The organism is uncultured Psychroserpens sp. (assembly GCF_947500255.1).
Classification (GTDB): Bacteria; Bacteroidota; Bacteroidia; order Flavobacteriales; family Flavobacteriaceae; genus Psychroserpens.
In genome coordinates, this window is sequence record NZ_CANMRL010000006.1 from 125,001 (window position 1) to 142,580 (window position 17,580).

Below are 17,580 nucleotides of genomic sequence, written 5' to 3' on the forward strand. Positions count from 1 at the left end.
AATACTACATGCTTATGAAATCTATATTCACAACAGAAGCACACACTGAAATCATTAACAGAATTGAACAACTAGATGACCAAGCGCAAGCAAAATGGGGAGAAATGAATGTTGGACAAATGGCTTGGCATTGTCAAGGCCCTTTAAATATCATCCTTGAAAAAAATGATTATGGAATGAAACCTAGTTGGTTTGTTAAATTGTTTTTTAAAAAATCTTTATACAATGATAAACCATGGCGTAAAGGTTTACCAACCGCAAAATTCTTAAAAACTAAAGAAGATAAAAACTTTAATGCAGAAAAAGCAACACTTGTAGAGCTTATAAATGAACTACATACTCAGCGTGATAAATCAGAATGGAATCCTCATCCTGCATTTGGGTATTTCACAGCCGACCAATGGGGACAAATGCAATACAAACACTTAGACCATCATTTAAAACAGTTTGGTGTATAAACTAAAAGAGTAAACAATTGAACTACCCTCCAAAACATCATCAGGATAATAATAAAGATCATATGATCGAGGTTATAAAAACCTATCCTCTAGCCACTGTGATTTCAGTTGAAAACAATCAACCATTGATTACACATTTGCCTTTAATCTTTGAAAACGGAAAGCTTATTGGACATATTGATATTTATAATCCTCAAGTCAATTTATTAAAAGAGGGTAATGCTGTGACCTTATTGTTTTCTGGACCAGAATGTTACATCTCACCAAGTGTCTATGGAACTACACAATTACCAACTTGGAATTATATAAAAGTGCATCTCAAAGGAACTGTGGAAGCTATAGAGAGCAAAGCAGCTTTAAAACAGTCGTTAATTACGATGACTGAGTTTTTAGAGGCGCCAGATCATAAATATATTCTAGAACCTGATAATCCTAGATTAGATCGCAACCTTGATTACATTAAAATGTTTGAAGTTACCATAACCGGTTGGGAAGGAAAGTTTAAACTCTCACAGGATAAAAAACCAAGTGATACAAAATTTGCTCGTGAAGAATTGATACGAGCAAATCAAGATAGCATCAAACAGTTTTTAGATACCGTTTTTTAATGAAAACTATATTCCTAATTCATATCTTCACAACAGTATTCATGACTGGTTTGTGTTGGTTTGTACAAATTGTTCATTATCCGCTTTTTAGAGCAATCGATACCGATGTGTTTCCAAAGTATGAAAGAAAAAATGCAATTACTGGCATAATTACAGTCCCAGTGATGACGATTGAACTCATTACTGGACTTATTCTGATATATAACTATCCAAAAAATCTATATATACTAAATATAGTGTTGCTAGCTATGATTTGGTTAAGCACTATGATTTTTCAGGTTCCAATTCATTTAAAACTAATGAATGAAGGCTCATCGAAATTGATAACTAAAGTTATTAGAACGAATTGGATTAGAACATTGAGTTGGACAGCCAGATCTATAATTTTAATCTATTTACTTTGGACACTTATTGTTTTCTGACAAAAAGATAACATATGCATACATATTTTAGAAAAATCGAAAACAGAATTACGGTTTCAAATTAGTGACTAAGATCTTTGGTGTAAATGACTCGTAAAAATAGTATTCTTTTCATTATAATTATTGCACAATTTTGCTGTACCTCACTATGGTTTGCAAGTAATGGTGTTATGAATGATCTTGTCAATACATTTGGTCTTAGTAACTCAGCTATTGGCCATTTAACATCAGTGATTCAATTTGGTTTTATAGTTGGCACATTAGTATTTGCTGTTCTTACGATAGCAGATCGCTTTTCGCCTTCAAAAGTATTTTTTGTTTGCGCTTTGTTTGGAGCTTTGTTTAATAGCATTATCATTTGGGATGAGCATAACTTATATAGTCTCCTTTCGCTTCGATTTTTGACAGGTTTCTTCTTAGCGGGTATATATCCTGTTGGAATGAAAATCGCAGCAGATTATTTTGAAAAGGGATTAGGGATTTCATTAGGATTTCTAGTTGGAGCCTTAGTGCTTGGCACTGCTTTTCCTCACCTTCTAAAAGGTCTTCTAGAGCCTAATATGTGGAGATCTGTGTTACTATTCACTTCAATTATTGCCATTTTAGGTGGATTACTTGTGTTCCTGTTCGTACCCAATGGTCCATACAGAGTGTCTGCTAAACATCTGGACCTATCTGCGTTTTCCAAAGTTTTTAAAAACACTAAATTTCGAGCAGCTGCATTTGGCTATTTTGGGCATATGTGGGAATTATATACCTTTTGGGCATTTGTTCCCATTTTACTAAAAACGTATAATGACCTGTATCCTCATATCAATTTAAATATCCCACTATTGTCATTTATAATTATAGGAATTGGTGGTTTAGGATGTGTCATTGGTGGTTACCTTTCTCAAGGGTATGGAACCAAAAAAATTGCATTTTTAGCATTATTATTGTCTTGTATATGCTGTATCATTTGTCCGTTTATATTTACTATTAATTCTGAAATCGTCTTTGTTGGCTTTCTTATCTTTTGGGGAATAGTAGTAATTACCGACTCACCGTTATTCTCAACACTTGTGGCGCAGAATGCTTCAGCAGAAATTAAAGGTACCGCATTGACAATTGTTAACTGTATTGGCTTTTCTATAACCGTTGTTAGCATTCTACTGTTTAATATACTAATTGAATCTACAAATTCGTTATTCATATATATGGTTTTAGCCATTGGTCCACTCTTTGGCTTGTTAGCTTTGAGTAATCAAAAAAAATAGCGACCTTCGTCCCATCTTAAATAAAAATTGAACAAAATGAAAAAGATTTTATTACTAGTAGTATTGATATGCAGTATCAACTATTCGTGTCTTCCTGATGATAGCGACTCTGGAGCAGATCCAGATGGACCAATAATTTCAAATATCAGATTTGAAGTAACAACAACAAGAAATACAGCAGCTATAATAACAACCACTATTAATAACGATACGCAAACTGATGAAGTTGAAAATTTACCATTTAGCTTAACATATGCGCAAGTTGAAATAGAAAGTGGTACTTATTTTCAATTGACTTTCCTTGAAAATGGAGTTTACAATGTCACTCCTGAAGGGTCGAGTTGGACAGATTACACTGCCGTTTTAAATATTTATATCGATGAAGTTCTTGTTAGAACAGATATATTTAATGTTAACGAAGATAACGCCTCAACTATTAGAGAGATTGATCTTACTGTTAACTAGACGCAGTTAGAAACAAACTAAAAAAGCCTCCAAAATGGAGGCTTTTTTAGTTTAACTTTATGCAATAAGCCCTTTAACCTCATCAAAATCTAGTCCGCCATAATTACCAGAACTCATCAATAACAATGCTTTATTCTCAAAACCTTGAGAAAAGAGGTAGGATTTAAAATCGTCTGGATTGGTGTAAATAATCAAATCATCACGTTCAAAAGCGTTAGCTATTTGTTCATGAGTGACTTCATCTAATTTTTTAATTTCAACAGCATGCGGTGAGTAAAATACAACTGCTACATCTGCGGCATCCAAAGCACCCTTATACTCTTTTAAAAATTCAGCATTTAAACTACTATAGGTATGTAGTTCCAGACAAGCAACTAAAGTTCTATCGTTGTACTGTTCTTTTACCGCTTTAGTTGTAGCTTCAACTTTACTTGGCGAGTGTGCAAAATCTTTATAAGCAACACTTTTAGAACTTTCGGCAATTTTCTCTAAGCGTTTACTAGCACCTTTAAATGTAGCTATAGCTTCATAAAAATCGTCCTCGTCAATTCCCATATGTTGACAAATCCATTTGGCTCCAGCAAGATTATTGAGATTGTGCTTTCCAAATACTTCTATTGGTAAATCTCCTTCAGGAGTTGCGAGTAATGTTTGTCCGTTTTCAACACGATACTCTGGTGTGTTGTAGGCTAATTTCCGTATTGTATTTTCACTAGCTTCAACCACACGCTTTACCTCAGCATCTTCTTCATTATAATTGATGCTTCCGCCTTGAACAATACTATCAATAAAAATAGAGAATTGCTCAACATAGTTTTCATATGTAGGAAATACATTAATATGATCCCAGGCAATTCCGCTCAGTAATGCAATATTAGGTTGGTACAAGTGGAATTTAGGTCGTCTATCTATTGGAGAACTTAAATACTCATCACCTTCAAGCACAATAAAATCATTGCCTTCGGTAAGTTTTACCATCACATCAAAACCCTCTAATTGCGCTCCAACCATATAATCCACATCTCTATCATGATAATGCATAACATGTAAAATCATTGAGGTAATAGTCGTTTTACCATGACTTCCTCCAATAACAACTCGTGTTTTGTGTTTGGACTGTTCGTATAAAAATTCAGGGTAACTATATATTTTTAAATTGAGCTCTTGGGCTTTTAAAAGTTCAGGGTTGTCTGCCTTGGCATGCATACCTAAAACAATAGCATCTAAGCTGGAGGTAATTTTTTCGGGGAACCATCCAAAATATTCTGGTAATAACCCTTTAGCTTCCAATCGTGATTTTGAAGGTTCGAAAATAGTATCATCACTTCCTGTGACTTGATAACCTTTATTGTGTAAAGCTAATGCAAGATTGTGCATGGCACTACCACCAATAGCAATAAAATGTACGTTCATAAAATTTAAAAAAGTAAAGATAGTATTTATTCGCGTAAAAATATTCAGGTATTTCTACGCTAATCAGAGATTTTTCAACATCGTAATATTGACCCATTATTAACCCAAATCAAATTTATTATGCAAATTTCATTCACAATGAACGATTCAGAACCTAATTCAATTCTTTTAGTTAAAGCCACTAGTGCCGACGGTATTGTAACCAACTACAACGCTAAACCAATTTTAACCAATACATTTCACAGTTTTGAAGCTGGTGGAAGTGCACCTTGGGAAGTTGAATTAAGCGGATACTATGTTGGACCAAAACTAAAAGTAGCTAACAATTCTGATCTTATTGCAGCCTATAACGATACGGCTTTTGTTTGTACAAGAGCTTAAGTTGTATATCTAATAAGACTATAGCTAGAAAGCTATAGTCTTATTTATAGTTTTTGAATTTTAGATTTCTCCGTTTTGAAAACTTTGATCTTTGGTAAGCTGGCAATAGCTTTATCGATCCATTTCAGAGCCTCTTTCTTGTTCTTTTTATTCTTATTTATTTGAGCTAATCTATAATAAGCCCAAGCTTTAGGGACACCATCCTTAGCCGAATAATTCTCGATATAGGTCAACAAGCATTTCTCGCCTTTTTCTAGTTGTACATTATATTCTGCACACACTTTTCCTATTTGATAATGCATTGCATTACGCTGATGTTTTTTTCCTGAAGCTTCCAAATTAGAAATCGCCTTTTCAGGTAATTTTTCTTTTTCATAAAGCTTAGTGAGTTTATCATAACATGTTAATGAACCGCCTTCATTTATAGCCATTTTATAATACTTTTCTGCTTGCTCTGGTTCGTCGTCATACTCATATATATAACCTTTGGCCAAATAGCCATCTACTTTAGAAAGTACTTGAAGCTCGTTAGCATACTTAAACGATTTACTTTTACTTCCACCAATAATTCCTGGGAGTTGCATATAGAGTTCCACTAATGCCCATCGTGTATCTATGTGAGTTGGATCTAATTCGGCAGCTTTTAAAAAAGCGCCTTTAACATCACCAATAATACCAAGAGCTTTTAACTTACTAACACTAAGAGCTTTCATTCCTAATGCACCACCATACTTATAATGAAAATTCGCGTTTTTTGGTTCTAATCTGGTTAGTTTCTTATATCGTGTTGCTGCTTTATCCCACTTTTTTTGGTGACCTAAGGCATCACCTAAAAGTTCTAACCCTTCTTTGTCGTTTTGATTTGTCTTAACATATTCTGAAAGAATCTGTTCGGCTTTCACAAATTTTTTATCATCAAGCAGTGTTCTAGCCTCTTTTAAAGTAGAGGGTTGCGCTATACTTAAAAACGGAACTAATAGAAAAATATATATGTATTTCATATGACTACTTACGCAAAACTCGTACCATTAGTTTTCAAAATTATAAATGGTATTGTTTTTGATTTTCAAATTGTAAATATAGTGCGTTTACGGCTAAAATTCATAACTTCACTCATCCAAACGAGGTAATACCTAATTTGTTGTTTTACAGTAAGTTTTTAAACTTTAGTTTGTACCAAAATAAAATAAACAAATGAAACCATTTATAAGTCTATTAATGATACTTTGCTTTGCCAATTTCTCAAATGCTCAAACACCAGAAGATTATTCCAAACTTTGGAAAGAAGTTAATACTCTCGAAAATGAAGGTTTACCAAAATCTGCATTGGAAGTTGTTAAATCTATTGAAGAAAAAGCTAAAGCAACCAATAATACTCCTCAAGAGATTAAGGCTTTACTTTTCCGAAGTAAATACGCATTAACCCTCGAAGAAGATGCACAGTTAAGCATTGTCAATGAGTTTAAAACACTTATTGATAAAAGTGAATCACCGAGTAAAAATGTGCTTCAAAACATTTTGGCAACCTTATATTGGCAATATTTCAATCAAAATAGATGGATATTTTACGATCGCACTAAAACCAGCGAAAAAGTAGATGACATCGATTTTAGAACTTGGGATCTGCAAACACTTTTCAATGAAATTCATTTAAATTATGAACAATCGTTACAAAATGGACTCATACTTCAGCAAACCAATTTAAAAGATTTTGAAGCAATTATAACCAACGAGAAGGACTCAAGAATTTATAGGCCAACACTATACGATGTGTTAAGTCATAATGCATTAGACTTTTACAAAACTGATGAGAACAACATCACGAAACCTGCTTATAAATTTGAAATTGATAATCCGAAATTTTTAGGGGATGCTTACACGTTTAAATCTCTTAAGTTAGAATCCAAAGATTCGAGTTCGTTACGGTTACAAGCGCTTAAGATTTATCAAAACCTGATTAAGTTTCATTCGAAAGACGCTACTCCAAATGCCATGGTTGATGCAGATATTGCACGTTTGAACTACATATACCAGAATGCAACTATTGACAATAAAGAAGAATTAATTTTAGAAACATTTTTAAAAGAAAGCAAGCGCTGGCATTCCAGTAAAATGGAGTTTGCTGCATTGTATGATTTTGAAATTGCTAAACAATATTCGCGACAAGGTTCTCAATACCAAGCTAAAACGGATGAAGACCATAGATGGAAACTGAAAGAAGCTATGGATCTTTGCGACAGTGCGATTAAAAATTATCCTAAGAGTAAAGGTGCTGAAAAATGCCGTACACTTAAAACTCAAATTTTAACGCAATCACTACAGATTATTACCGAAAACAATGTACCTATAAACTCAGACTTTCGTGCATTAATAAATTACAAAAATCTCGGTGAGATTGAATTTAGTATTTCTAAGGTCGATAATTACCAAATAAGCACACTTAGAGCTTACAGAGGTAATGAACAAGAGGAACTCAAACTACTGAACAAGTTAAAACCATTAAAAAACTGGACTTCAACACTAAAAGATGAGCATGATTACCAACCTCATCGCACAGAAATTGCTATTCCTAAACTGAATAATGGTCGATATGTCATTTTTGCTAAAGTGAAAAACGACAGTAATACTTATGCTTTTAAGGTGTTTCAAGTCACAAATCTTGCCTACTTAGAAAAGGAAAGCGATCAAGATGTAATTTATCAAATAGTTAACAGATCAAATGGACAGCCTATTTCTGATGCTAATGTTAAGTTTTCTTTTGTAAAAAATTATCAAGGTAATTATAAACGTGAATCTTATACAACGGATGACAATGGAGAGTTTTTGATTAAAAAAGGGAAGTTTAATCGTAACCAAATCAAAATTGAAGTTAGTAAAAATAAGGACACGGCACATTTTGAGTATCTAAATATCTACAGATATAATAATTATAGAAATAACAGAAACAATAAAACACGACATACAGGTTTTCTGTTTTCTGATAGAAGTATTTACAGACCTGGCCAAACCTTATATTTTAAAGGTATTGTAATCTCAAACAAAAATGACAAATCTGAAATCGTCTCCAATAAAAAGGTTACAGCAACACTTTATAATACAAACAATGAAGAGGTTTCCAATTTAGACTTGGTAACTAATGACTATGGTTCTGTATCTGGTGAGTTTGTAATTCCAAATTCTGGGTTAACTGGAAATTATTATTTAAGAGTAGCTGGTAGTCATGATTTAAATATCTACCACTCTATTTCAGTAGAAGAATATAAACGTCCGAAGTTTGAAGCAACATTCAAACCAGTTTCTGAAACTTATAAAGTTAATGATACCATTACTGTAAATGGAAATGCTTTGGCCTATGCTGGCAGCAATATTACAGATGCAAAAGTTGTATATCGCGTTCATAGACAAGTACAATACCCATCATGGTATTATTGGTACAGGCCTTATTTTAATAGTGAACCTCAAGAAATCACTCATGGAGAAACTATGACTGACGCTTCGGGAGATTTTGAAATAAAATTCAAAGCCATTCCTGATGAAAGTGTTGATACATCTTCTTTACCAACATTTAGATATGAAGTCATCGCTGATGTTACAGACCTTAATGGTGAAAACCGAAGTACGACAACTGTTGTAAATGTTGGTTATCATGCATTAACAGCTTCAATAAAAGTTGACAATCGATTAGACAAAGCAAAAAAAGATCACAAAATTACCATTGACACACGAAATCTAAACGGCGAATTTGTACCAGCGACTGGTATGATCAAGATCTATAAATTAATTGCACCTCAGCAAGTATTAAGAGAGCGACCTTGGGAGGCTCCAGATTACCAAGTATTCACTGAAGCGGCATTTAAAGATTTATTCCCTTATGATGCTTATAACAATGAAGATGATAGCAAAAATTGGGACAAAGGCGAACTCGTATTTTCTAAAGCATTCGACACCAATATATCTAAAGCGATAGATCTTGGTAAAATTAAACGATGGGAATCGGGTAAGTACCATATTATTCTAGAAAGTAAAGATAGATTTAATCAAAACGTGAAGGATGAAACACAGGTCACCTTGTATAGTGATGATGATAAAACCTTAGCAGATAATGAGCTATTTAGTATCACTTCGAACAAACCAAGTTACAAAACTTATGAAACGGTAGAAGTGACATTAGGTTCTGCCGCTAAACAATTGTTTGTTACAGTTGAAGTTGAAAAAGACGAAAAAATATTAACCAAGCAAATTGTAAGCTTAAGCAACAATAAGGCATCCATTTCAATTCCAATTTCTGAAAATGACTTAGGTGGTTTTGTGATTCATTATAGTTATGTCTACCAAAACAGTGTTAAAACAGGACGACTTAATATCTTGGTTCCATATCCTAAAACCGATTTGGAGATTGAAACCATGACGTTTAGAGATAAGTTGCAACCAGGAACTGATGAAACTTGGCGTTTTAAGATTAAAGGACCTAAAGGCGAACAGGTTACTGCAGAGTTACTCGCGAGTATGTATGATTCGTCGTTAGACCAATTTTTGCCGCATAGTTGGAGCTTTAATCCTACACAGCAACCAACATATTACTCACGCTTTAGAGTAAATGCAGGACAAAGCTTTTCTGCCAACGGATTCACCATAAGACAGTTAAAAAATAATTATAGCAGCTATCCTATACAACAGTATGATCGTTTAAACCTTTTTGGTTTGAGTTTTGGACGTGGAAACTATTTAAGACGAAACAAAAAATTCTTGGCAGGAGTGCTTGCCTTAGAAGATAGTGAAGTTCTAGCCGAAGCTAGCATAAGATACGATACTGTTAGTGGTTACCTTGACGACGAATACAACGATTTTAATTATGTAGGAGGAGCACCAGAAGAAAAAGAACGAGGCATAGATAAAGGTGAATGGGCTCCAAAAAATGGTAGCGTTGAGCAAGAAAAAGAACAAGATTTTGGCGATGTAAAAATTCGTAAAAATCTTCAAGAGACGGCCTTTTTCTTTCCACATTTAGAAACCGATAAAGAAGGTAATGTCAGTTTTAGTTTTACCACACCAGAAGCCTTAACCAAATGGAAATTGCAGTTATTGGCACATACAAAATCATTAGAAAGCACTACGTCAACATTGGAAACTGTCACCCAAAAAGAATTGATGGTCATTCCAAACGCTCCTCGTTTTTTACGTGAAGGTGATCAAATTAGAGTTAGTACAAAAATTGCAAATCTAACAGATAAAGAATTAAAAGGTATTGCGGTATTACAATTGTTTGATGCTCTCACTGGCGAGTCTATAGATCAAAAATTATCAAACGCATATAATGAACTTGGTTTTACGGTTTCAGCAAAAGGAAATACAAATGTATCATGGAATCTCGACATTCCATACGATGTTAGTGCTGTTCAATATAAGATTATTGCAAAAGCTGATGATTTTAGCGATGGTGAACAAAATGCATTACCTGTATTAAGTAACCGAATGTTAGTTACAGAAACATTGCCTATGTGGATTAAGAGCAATGAAACAAAAACATTTACTTTAGATAAACTAAAGACAACGACCTCAACAACACTTAAGAATCACAAACTTACTTTTGAGATTACTTCTAATCCAGCATGGTATGCTGTACAAGCCTTACCATACTTAATGGAGTATCCTTACGACTGTAATGAGCAAACCTTTAGTCGTTATTATGCTAATGCATTGGCGAGTCATATTGCGAACAGTAATCCAAGAATTCAAGACGTTTTCAATCAGTGGCGAAATACAGATGCTTTATTGAGTAATCTTGAGAAGAACCAAGAACTGAAATCTATTCTCATTCAAGAAACACCATGGCTGCGTGATGCACAAAGTGAAGCCGAGCAAAAAAAGCGCATAGCTTTATTATTCGATTTAAACAAAATGAATAATGAGTTACAGTCTGCCCGACGTAAACTTAAAAATGGTCAAATGAATAATGGTGCTTGGCCTTGGTTTAATGGAGGACGACCAAGCCGTTATATCACACAACACATCATCACAGGTTTTGGACATCTTAACAAGTTAGGTGTAACTACTGATACAGAATCAAAAATGATCACTAATGCCATTGCCTACTTAGATGCCGAATTTGTTCAGGAATATAAAAACCTAAAAAAATATAATCCAGATATAGATCTGTCAAAAGATCATTTAAGCTATACACAATTACATTACTTGTATATGCGTAGTTTTTATCCAGAATATAAAGTATCTAATGAAGTACAATCTATTGTTGATTACTACCAGTCACAAATACAAAAGTATTGGCTAAGTCGTTCGCTATATGCCAAAGGTTTAATGGCATTAGTAGTTGATCGAATGGACGATAAAGCAACTTCTAGAAAAATCTTAAAATCACTTCGTGAAACTAGTATTACTTCGGAAGAATTAGGAATGTACTGGAAAGCAAATACGAGCTCATGGTATTGGTATCAAGCACCTATAGAAACACAATCATTGATGATTGAGGTGTTTTCTGAAATTGAAAATGATATAACTATCGTAGATAATTTAAAGATCTGGTTATTAAAGAATAAGCAAACTAATCGTTGGCAAACGACAAAAGCGACGACAGATGCTATCTATGCTTTATTGCTTCAAGGTAGTGATTGGCTTAGTGTTACTGAAATGGTAGATGTGGTTATTGGTGGAAAAACAATAGAGCCTTCAACATTAGAAGATGTGAAAGTTGAAGCTGGTACTGGCTATTACAAAACCTCTTGGTCTTCATCCGATATTACATCAAACATGGGAACCGTTAAGCTTACTAAGAAAGGAGATGGTATCGCTTGGGGAGGATTGTACTGGCAATATTTTGAAGATCTAGATAAGATTACTTCTGCCGAAACACCTCTAAAATTAAAGAAAAAACTATTTAAAAAGACCAATACTGATACTGGTGAGGAAATTACCGAAATTACGCCTGACACCGACTTAAAAGTTGGTGATTTGGTGAGAGTTCGCATTGAGTTACGTAGTGATCGTGCTATGGAGTTTGTTCATATGAAAGATATGCGTGCTGCAGGATTTGAGCCAGTAAATGTATTATCGCAATACAAATATCAAGACGGATTAGGGTATTATGAAAGCACGAAAGATGCGTCAACTAATTTCTTTTTTGATTATTTACCGAAAGGGATTTACGTTTTTGAGTATGATCTAAGAGTTAATAATGCAGGACATATGAGCAATGGTATTACGACCATTCAAAGTATGTATGCTCCTGAATTTAGTAGTCATAGTGAAGGTGTTAGGGTTAGTGTAGACAGTGAATAGTTGTTAGGTATTCTAAAAAGTATCGACCAAATTCACTATATTAGATACTCTAACAAATAACTAACATTATGAATTCAAAAGTATTTTTGGTCTTGAGAATATTGCTCGGACTATTCGTATTGGTCTTCGGAGCCAATAAACTAGTACCAGATGGTTTCTTACCTATGCCTGAATTATCAGGTGATGCTGGAGCATATTTTGGAGCTCTAGCTAGTTCTAAAACATTACTTCTTGTTGCTATAGTTGAAGTGGTTGCAGGATTGGCATTAATCTTTAATAAATTTGGAGCACTTCTAGCACTTATTTTAATGAGTGTATCTGTAAATGCCGTGTTATTTCATGCCGTATTAGATCCTGGAGGAATTGGAGGCGCATTGGCTCTATTAGTGCTAAATATAGCTGTATTAATAGGTTATAAAGACAAATACAAAGCATTACTCAACTAAGGTTGATAATCTTTAATAAAAAAGAGGCTTATATAAGCCTCTTTTTTATTAAATACGTTTTGCAATGAGTGCTAATTGTCCCATATGATTGGCTTGATGCTCCATAACATGAAACCAAGCCCAATGATTACTCATGGTTCCGTTTTTTTTCTTAAACCACTCATCATCTTTTGTTTTTAGCAACTCTTTTGTCTTAGCTCTTACTTTATCATAAATCTCTAAATAATAAGATATAGGCTTATCTTTAAATTCTTGCCTTGCCTTATCGCCTAAGTTTAAAGCGGTATTCCATTTTTCCCGTTCTTCGGCATTAAAGCCTCTATTTTCAAACGTATAAACTTGGTAATATGCTTCTGTTGCTGCTAGGTGATAAATTATAGCGCCAGGACTATTAGCCTTATCATCCAAAAGGAAGTCGGTACCTTCTTGGTCTAAATTAATGACATTTCGTTCGACACGTGCTTTTAAGTTATCTAACATTGATACCATTTGACCTATGTCATTAGAATAGCCTTTTGGTACTTCTATAACTGAACGTCTCTGTGCAAAAAGAGACATACTTGCAATAAGACATATAAATAATAGTGATTTTGTTTTCATGGTTGTTGTTTTAAGTTTATTTAAAAATAAAACAATCCATAATCAAAATTATTGCCATTAACAGGAACTTAACGCTGATATCAAGCTAGTTAGCTTTTGGAGGAAATCCTTCCAGCACTTTTTCTACAAGTGCTTTGAACTGTGCTTCGCGTTTTTCAGGTGAGGCATTTGGTTTATAATTAGACTCAGAAACTGCCTGCCAAAAGAGTCCTTTTTTAGTTTCATCTACAAACTCAAACACAATTTCCCTAGCCATTTGAGTTTGTCCAAGTGGTAAACCTATAGAAATACCACCACCTACATTACGACCTGTACCTCCTACACCGACACCAACATTATTATTTCGTTGTTGTTGGAACTCACTACTACCGATATCAATTAGGAAATCTGGATTTTCAGATAAGGTATACCCTCTACTCTGCATGGCTTGATCAAGAGCTCTAAATAAGCGTTTGGTATCCAATTCGCTCATTCCACTTTTTATATCTGTAAAATAGTTATAGGTTTTATAAGCCGAAAAATCAGTTGTTTTTTCGTAGTCATAATTAACTCTAATAGTACTGCACGATGTTACCAATACTAACATCAATATAATGGAGAGATATTTCATTGCTTTTTATTTTAAAGATAATCAAAAAATGATTGGTATTGACAACTTTAACTTTATACGCTGCGTTAAGGATGGAGTCATTGTTGGAGCTCTCTCGATAGGTATCGGGAAGCGACTGATGAGAGCCTGGCCCTTTGTAGTATTACGAAAAAGGGCAACGCCCAACTATTAATCGTTAAGAATTTTCCAGAGCTTATCCTTTAATTGTGTGATGCCTTGTTGTGCTACAGATGAAATAAACAGGTAATCGATTGGCAATGTTTTATCTAATTCTGCCTTAAGCTCAGCTTTAAGTTCGGCGTCTAGCATATCGCTTTTTGAAATAGCAATCATACGTTCTTTATCCAACATTTCAGGATTGTAACGCTTGAGTTCATCTAATAGAATATCGTATTGCTTTCTAATATCATCGGCGTCGGCAGGAATTAAAAATAGTAGGATTGAATTACGCTCTATATGACGTAAAAAGTAATGACCAAGGCCTTTACCTTCAGCTGCACCTTCTATAATTCCGGGAATATCTGCCATGACAAAGGTTTGAAAGTCGCGATACTCCACAATACCTAAGTTAGGTTTTAACGTGGTAAACTCGTAATCTGCAATTTTAGGTTTAGCAGCAGTAATAACAGATAATAACGTTGATTTTCCGGCATTTGGAAATCCGACCAAACCAACATCTGCTAAGATTTTTAGTTCTATGGTGATGTCCCTTTCTTCAAGAGGCTGACCAGGTTGCGCGTAACGTGGTGTTTGATTACGTGAGTTTTTAAAGTGCCAGTTTCCTAGGCCTCCTTTTCCGCCTCTAGCAACGATTTGTTCTTCTTGATCTTCTGTAATTTCAAATAATACTTCATCAGTTTCAGTATCTTTGATTACGGTTCCTAAGGGTACATCTAGATAAACGTCCTCTCCATCGGCACCTGTACTTCTACTCTTACTTCCATGTCCGCCATGACCAGCACGAGCATGGCGCTTAAATTTTAAGTGTAATAATGTCCATAGATTAGAATTTCCACGAACAATGATATGACCACCACGACCACCATCACCTCCATCTGGACCGCCTTTCTCTATAAATTTTTCTCGATGTAAGTGTGCAGAACCTTGCCCTCCTTTTCCAGAAGAGACGTGCACTTTAACATAGTCAACGAAGTTACCCTCAGTCATAGTCTTATATTATGTAAAATCGTTTACCGATTAAAAAATTAAAGTTTATCAATTACAGTATTTAATCGCTCTGTAATTTCGCTAATACTGCCAACACCATCAACACCAAAGTACTTATCTTGAGCAGTGTAATAGTCTTTTAATATTGCCGTTTTGTTGTAATACTCTGTAATACGGTTTCTAATAATAGACTCATCGGCATCATCTTTTCGTCCACTAGTTTTTCCACGTTCTAACAAACGTTCAACCAATACCTCATCATCAACCTCTAAGGCAATCATAGCATTAATTTGAGAGTCTTTACTATTCATGAGTTTATCTAGTGCTTCGGCTTGTGCATTCGTTCTTGGAAACCCGTCAAATATGAATCCATTGGCATCAGCATTTTTCTCAACCTCGGCATTTAGCATATCTATAGTCACTTGATCTGGAACCAGTTCACCTTTATCCATATAAGACTTAGCTAACATCCCTAAGGCTGTTTCATTTTTTATATTGAATCTAAACACATCTCCTGTTGAAATATGTATGAGATTATACGTTTCTTTTAAAAAGTTAGCTTGTGTTCCTTTTCCTGCGCCTGGAGGTCCAAATAGCACTAAGTTAGTCATGTGTTGTGTTGTTTTTAATTGATATATAGCTGGTATATCACGGCCAAGACCGTCGTAATCTAATCCATAACCAACAATAAATTTGTCTGGGATTTCTTTACCAACATAATGTAGTTTATAATCTTTTTTGTAGGCTTCAGGTTTGTAAAAAAGTGTGGCGATCTTAAGTTCGGCTACACCTTCATTTAGAAAAATACGATGAACTTCTTCAAGCGTCTTTCCAGAATCGATAATATCTTCTAAGATGACTACTTTTCGTCCTGATAAATCTTGAGTTAAACCAATTAGGCGATGAATATCTTCGGTAGATTTTAAGCCTTCATATGACGCTAGTTTAATAAATGTGACTTCACAAGGTTTTGGATACTTTTTCACAAAGTCACTCACAAACATAAATGACCCATTTAAAATCCCAACAAATACAGGTATATCGTCTTGCATATCCTTAGCAATGTCATCTACCATATTTTGAACAATAGCATCAACTTCCTGTTCAGAAATAAAAGGTTTGAAGTATAAATCGTGTAGTTTAATCACTAGATTTTGATTTTAAAAAAGCAAAGATAATCAATAGATTGTCGATTACCGATTTTTGAATTCCATTTTTGTTAATCCTTTCTATTTTATAATGTATTTTTGTGAAACAAAAGCGATAGGTTTAACTTTTAGATTTTCCTTTTAGAGGAAACACATATGAATTATTTTTCTTCAGATTTCAAACTCGGTATTCTTGGTGGTGGTCAATTAGGCAAAATGATGTTGTATTCAACACGTAAATTTGACATTACCACACATGTTATGGACGCAAGCGATGAGGCGCCTTGTAAACTAGCGTGTAATCAATTTACTTTAGGCAATTTAATGGATTTTGATGCGGTTTATAACTTCGGAAAGCAAGTAGACCTGCTCACTTTTGAGATTGAAAACGTGAACGTTGATGCTCTTGAAGTATTAGAAAAAGAAGGCGTTAGTGTTTATCCATCATCTAAAACGTTGAGAACGATTCAAAATAAAGCCACTCAAAAGTTGTTTTATCGAGACCATGATATACCAACATCAGATTTTACTAGATTCGCTTACCTTTCTGAAGTTGAAGACGCACTTGAGAATGAAGTTCTTGATTTTCCTTTTGTATGGAAAGCAGCACAATTTGGTTACGATGGCAATGGTGTTAAAATAGTACGGCAATTATCAGACTTGAAAGACCTTCCTCATGGTGAATGTATTATTGAAGATTTAATTCCATTCAAAAATGAATTGGCAGTGATTGTGGCTAGAAACAAAAATGGAGCCATTAAATCCTACCCAGTAGTTGAGATGGAATTCCACCCAGAAGCAAACCAAGTAGAGTATGTAATCTGTCCTGCAAGAATTGATGAGGCTGTTGCAAATAAAGCAATAGATGTTGCCATGAAGGTGTCAAAAGCATTTGATCATGTTGGTTTATTAGCTGTTGAAATGTTTCAAACTGAAACCGATGACATTCTTGTAAATGAGGTTGCGCCTAGACCACATAATTCTGGACACCAAACGATTGAAGCCAGCTATACCTCTCAATTTGAACAACACATAAGAGCAATTTTAAATCTCCCTTTAGGAAAAACAGAGAGTAAAGTTGGTGGTATCATGGTTAATTTGGTTGGAGCTGAAGGACATACTGGAAGTGTAGTTTATGAGAATATTACTGATATTATGGAGCTCGATGGAGTTACACCGCATATTTACGGAAAAAAACAAACACGACCCTTTCGTAAAATGGGACATGTGACTATTGTTAACAAAGACATAAATGAAGCTAGGCGTATAGCCGAAACTGTAAAGCAAACGATAAAAGTTATAAGTAAATAATT

The 17,580-nt window shown here is 34.4% G+C and carries 15 protein-coding genes; 9 read left to right on the forward strand and 6 right to left on the reverse strand.

The genetic code is table 11. The features are described 5' to 3' along the window. The first annotated feature begins 14 nt into the window (after window positions 1–14). The 5 genes from Q0783_RS15715 to Q0783_RS15735 all read left to right on the forward strand — a co-directional run bounded on the left by Q0783_RS15715 (window position 15) and on the right by Q0783_RS15735 (window position 3,209). Window positions 15–458: a DUF1569 domain-containing protein gene (locus Q0783_RS15715; RefSeq protein WP_298896676.1), complete on the forward strand. Its 444-nt coding sequence runs from the start codon at window positions 15–17 to the stop codon at window positions 456–458. Window positions 459–475: 17 nt separating this feature from the next. Beyond that, window positions 476–1,066 (forward strand): FMN-binding negative transcriptional regulator, encoded by a 591-nt coding sequence (locus tag Q0783_RS15720; RefSeq protein ID WP_298896678.1) that lies wholly within the window; start codon window positions 476–478, stop codon window positions 1,064–1,066. Then, the gene (locus tag Q0783_RS15725) at window positions 1,066–1,488 is read left to right on the forward strand and encodes a hypothetical protein (protein WP_298896679.1); all 423 of its coding nucleotides are present in this window, start codon (window positions 1,066–1,068) and stop codon (window positions 1,486–1,488) included. The genes Q0783_RS15720 and Q0783_RS15725 overlap by 1 nt, the downstream gene beginning before the upstream one ends. 86 nt (window positions 1,489–1,574) lie before the next feature. Continuing rightward, complete coding sequence (locus Q0783_RS15730) at window positions 1,575–2,744, forward strand: MFS transporter (protein ID WP_298896681.1); 1,170 nt, start codon at window positions 1,575–1,577, stop codon at window positions 2,742–2,744. 36 nt (window positions 2,745–2,780) lie between these two features. Beyond that, window positions 2,781–3,209 carry a hypothetical protein gene (locus tag Q0783_RS15735; protein ID WP_298896683.1) on the forward strand — a complete coding sequence of 143 codons (429 nt, stop codon included), beginning with the start codon at window positions 2,781–2,783 and terminating at the stop codon, window positions 3,207–3,209. Between the two features lie 57 nt (window positions 3,210–3,266). Here the strand turns inward: Q0783_RS15735 and Q0783_RS15740 are convergent, their stop codons facing one another. Further along, complete coding sequence (locus tag Q0783_RS15740) at window positions 3,267–4,622, reverse strand: Mur ligase domain-containing protein (RefSeq protein ID WP_298896685.1); 1,356 nt, start codon at window positions 4,620–4,622, stop codon at window positions 3,267–3,269. 138 nt (window positions 4,623–4,760) lie between these two features. Here Q0783_RS15740 and Q0783_RS15745 point away from each other — a divergent pair, with 138 nt between their 5' ends. Then, window positions 4,761–5,003 carry a hypothetical protein gene (locus Q0783_RS15745; RefSeq protein ID WP_298896688.1) on the forward strand — a complete coding sequence of 81 codons (243 nt, stop codon included), beginning with the start codon at window positions 4,761–4,763 and terminating at the stop codon, window positions 5,001–5,003. Window positions 5,004–5,047: 44 nt separating this feature from the next. Here the strand turns inward: Q0783_RS15745 and Q0783_RS15750 are convergent, their stop codons facing one another. Beyond that, on the reverse strand, window positions 5,048–6,004 hold the full coding sequence (locus Q0783_RS15750; protein ID WP_298896690.1) for a tetratricopeptide repeat protein: 957 nt from the start codon (window positions 6,002–6,004) through the stop codon (window positions 5,048–5,050). Window positions 6,005–6,197: 193 nt separating this feature from the next. Between Q0783_RS15750 and Q0783_RS15755 the strand changes: the two genes are divergently transcribed. Both Q0783_RS15755 and Q0783_RS15760 read left to right on the forward strand, forming a co-directional pair. Further along, entirely contained in the window at window positions 6,198–12,296 is a 6,099-nt protein-coding gene (locus Q0783_RS15755; protein WP_298896692.1) for an MG2 domain-containing protein, read from the forward strand. 68 nt (window positions 12,297–12,364) lie between these two features. After that, window positions 12,365–12,742, forward strand: a complete 378-nt coding sequence (locus tag Q0783_RS15760; protein WP_298760305.1) for a DoxX family membrane protein — start codon at window positions 12,365–12,367, stop codon at window positions 12,740–12,742. A 48-nt stretch (window positions 12,743–12,790) separates the two neighbouring features. Here Q0783_RS15760 and Q0783_RS15765 read toward each other — a convergent pair whose 3' ends face one another. The 4 genes from Q0783_RS15765 to Q0783_RS15780 form a co-directional block, all read right to left on the reverse strand. Further along, complete coding sequence (locus tag Q0783_RS15765) at window positions 12,791–13,342, reverse strand: DUF664 domain-containing protein (protein ID WP_298896694.1); 552 nt, start codon at window positions 13,340–13,342, stop codon at window positions 12,791–12,793. Between the two features lie 85 nt (window positions 13,343–13,427). Beyond that, window positions 13,428–13,952: a DUF4136 domain-containing protein gene (locus tag Q0783_RS15770; RefSeq protein ID WP_298760309.1), complete on the reverse strand. Its 525-nt coding sequence runs from the start codon at window positions 13,950–13,952 to the stop codon at window positions 13,428–13,430. 168 nt (window positions 13,953–14,120) lie between these two features. Beyond that, entirely contained in the window at window positions 14,121–15,119 is a 999-nt protein-coding gene (gene obgE / locus Q0783_RS15775) for a GTPase ObgE (RefSeq protein ID WP_298896696.1), read from the reverse strand. Window positions 15,120–15,157: 38 nt separating this feature from the next. Beyond that, on the reverse strand, window positions 15,158–16,267 hold the full coding sequence (locus Q0783_RS15780) for an adenylate kinase (RefSeq protein ID WP_298896698.1): 1,110 nt from the start codon (window positions 16,265–16,267) through the stop codon (window positions 15,158–15,160). Between the two features lie 156 nt (window positions 16,268–16,423). Here Q0783_RS15780 and Q0783_RS15785 point away from each other — a divergent pair, with 156 nt between their 5' ends. After that, window positions 16,424–17,578: a 5-(carboxyamino)imidazole ribonucleotide synthase gene (locus Q0783_RS15785; protein ID WP_298896700.1), complete on the forward strand. Its 1,155-nt coding sequence runs from the start codon at window positions 16,424–16,426 to the stop codon at window positions 17,576–17,578. Window positions 17,579–17,580: the final 2 nt, after the last annotated feature.

Excerpts from the sequence above, each read along its gene's own strand:
- Q0783_RS15715 (WP_298896676.1), top strand. The coding sequence starts at position 15 with ATGAAATCTATATTCACAACAGAAGCACACACTGAAATCATTAACAGA.
- Q0783_RS15725 (WP_298896679.1), top strand. The coding sequence starts at position 1,066 with ATGAAAACTATATTCCTAATTCATATCTTCACAACAGTATTCATGACT.
- Q0783_RS15730 (WP_298896681.1), top strand. The coding sequence starts at position 1,575 with ATGACTCGTAAAAATAGTATTCTTTTCATTATAATTATTGCACAATTT.
- Q0783_RS15735 (WP_298896683.1), top strand. The coding sequence starts at position 2,781 with ATGAAAAAGATTTTATTACTAGTAGTATTGATATGCAGTATCAACTAT.
- Q0783_RS15740 (WP_298896685.1), bottom strand. The coding sequence starts at position 4,622 with ATGAACGTACATTTTATTGCTATTGGTGGTAGTGCCATGCACAATCTT.
- Q0783_RS15745 (WP_298896688.1), top strand. The coding sequence starts at position 4,761 with ATGAACGATTCAGAACCTAATTCAATTCTTTTAGTTAAAGCCACTAGT.
- Q0783_RS15750 (WP_298896690.1), bottom strand. The coding sequence starts at position 6,004 with ATGAAATACATATATATTTTTCTATTAGTTCCGTTTTTAAGTATAGCG.
- Q0783_RS15755 (WP_298896692.1), top strand. The coding sequence starts at position 6,198 with ATGAAACCATTTATAAGTCTATTAATGATACTTTGCTTTGCCAATTTC.
- Q0783_RS15760 (WP_298760305.1), top strand. The coding sequence starts at position 12,365 with ATGAATTCAAAAGTATTTTTGGTCTTGAGAATATTGCTCGGACTATTC.
- Q0783_RS15765 (WP_298896694.1), bottom strand. The coding sequence starts at position 13,342 with ATGAAAACAAAATCACTATTATTTATATGTCTTATTGCAAGTATGTCT.
- Q0783_RS15770 (WP_298760309.1), bottom strand. The coding sequence starts at position 13,952 with ATGAAATATCTCTCCATTATATTGATGTTAGTATTGGTAACATCGTGC.
- obgE (WP_298896696.1), bottom strand. The coding sequence starts at position 15,119 with ATGACTGAGGGTAACTTCGTTGACTATGTTAAAGTGCACGTCTCTTCT.
- Q0783_RS15785 (WP_298896700.1), top strand. The coding sequence starts at position 16,424 with ATGAATTATTTTTCTTCAGATTTCAAACTCGGTATTCTTGGTGGTGGT.